Below are 1905 nucleotides of genomic sequence, written 5' to 3'. Positions count from 1 at the left end.
ACGGCAGACATTAAGCACACAGGATTCACAATAAGTCGATTCGTCGCCAAAGAGCCTTTCCTCTTCCATACGAACCAATGGTAAAGCCGATTGTTCGCATACACTGCATCGGCGTTTATCAAGCCATGTTTCACTCTGGCCATCAAGGTGTCGGGTGATGCATCCCAGGTGGAAAACGTGAGGTTCCGGTCTACAAGACGTTTTGACCAGGGAGTGCCCACCAAATTGTCCTCTGGTATCCTCGTCATTTATACAAATAGCAGAACAACCAAGTGATAAGCCTGCCATGTTAGCTGAGACACCATTCATCGATTTGACCCACTTTATGTCTGAAGTTTGTGAATAGGACAACAATCAACAGAAATAATTCAATAAATACAAAATTTAGAATAAGACGATTGTCGTTAAAAACCCTGAGTCACAGGAGAAAGCAGGACGATTACCGGGCCCCATGTTTCTTGAGGAGTTCCTGACATGCAGTGTGACCTTTAATGGTAGCCAGCTCGAGAGCCGTATGGCCGGGGTCTGTCTTCTCATTGACTTTGATGTCGGGAGTGGCCAGCAATATCCGGATGACCTCTGTGTGGCCATTAAAAGCAGCTTCATGCAGAGCCATCCAGCCCTTGCTGCACTTATCATTAACCAGGGAGGGATCAATGGCCTGCATTACCCGGATGATCTCTGCGTGGCCTTGATAAGCAGCCATTGTCAGAGCCGTGTTGTTTACGTTATTCCTGGCTTTGGCCAGGGAGGGGTCTTTGTTCAGCAATGTTCGGATGGCCTTTGTGTGGCCTTGGTGAGCAGCGAAGTGGAGAGCCGTATTGCCATGGTTATTCCTGACTTTGGCCAGGGCGGGGTCGATGGCCAGCAGCCGGATGGCCTCTGTGTGACCACGAAGAGCAGCCAGGTGCAGAGCCGTATTGCCATTGTTATTGATGGCTTTGGCCAGGCAGAGGGCAATGTCCAGCAATATCCGGATGACCTCTGTGTGGCCCTGATGAGCAGCCAGGTGCAGAGCTGTGCTGCCATCGTTATCCTTGTCTTTGGCCAGGGAAGGATCGATGGCCAGCATTTCCTGGATGGTCTCTGTCTGGCCCTCAGAAGCAGCCACGTGCAGAGCCGTTCTGCCATTGTTATTCTTGGCTTTGGCCAGGGAGGGGTCAATGTCCAGCGATACCCGAATGGCCTCTGTGTGGCCTTCAAGAGAATCCAGATAGAGAGCCGGGTTGTCATTGTTATTCTTGGCTTTGGCAAGGGAGGGGTTAGTGGTCAGCAATTCCCGGATGGCCTCTATGTGTCCTTCAATAGCAGCCAGGTGTAGAGCCGTGTCGCCATTGTTATTCCTCGCTTCGGTCAAAGAGGGGATAATGTCCAGCAATTCCCGGATGGCCTCTGTGTGGCCTTCAAACGCAGCCAGATGCAGAGCCGTGTTGCCACTGTTATTCCTGACTATGGCCAGGGAGGGGGCAATGGTCAGCAATGCCCGGATGGCCTCTGTGTGTCTCTTGATGGCAGCCAGGTGGAGAGCCGTGTTGCCATTGTTATTCCTGGCTTTGGCCAGGGAAGGGTCAATGGCCAGCAATGCCCGGATGGTCTCTGTGTGGCCTTGAAGAGCAGCAATGCGCAAGGCACGATCAAGCTCGTTCGCTCCCAGATTGATCAGGTATTCAAGGCACTGCGTTTCCCCCCGTTCGGCGGCTTCGCGCAGGGCGTTATTAAGGGTAGGTTGGCCGGGTTGAGTTTTGATAATGTATTCAAGCAGTTCAACATTGCACTCCCGGATAGCGGTGAACACTACGTTATTGATATTCGCCCCGGCCCGGATCAGCATTTCGAAGTCCCCGGTGCGGCGCTGACGGGCAGCAATGTGCAGGGGTGTCTCACCCTCATGATCGGCGGCATTGA

At 52.6% G+C, this 1905-nt stretch carries 2 protein-coding genes; both read right to left on the bottom strand.

Translation table 11 applies throughout. From position 1 onward, the window contains the following. Nucleotides 1-309 (bottom strand): hypothetical protein (locus KDK14_RS03220; RefSeq protein ID WP_257263582.1); only part of this gene is annotated, 309 nt, incomplete at its 3' end. A 130-nt stretch (nucleotides 310-439) separates the two neighbouring features. Next, the coding region (locus KDK14_RS03215; RefSeq protein ID WP_257263581.1) for an ankyrin repeat domain-containing protein at nucleotides 440-1905 on the bottom strand (1466 nt) is incomplete at its 5' end.

Source organism: Endozoicomonas sp. ONNA2, from assembly GCF_024606365.1.
In the GTDB taxonomy this organism is placed as follows: domain Bacteria; phylum Pseudomonadota; class Gammaproteobacteria; order Pseudomonadales; family Endozoicomonadaceae; genus Endozoicomonas.
This window is presented reverse-complemented; position numbering and strand designations above follow the sequence as displayed.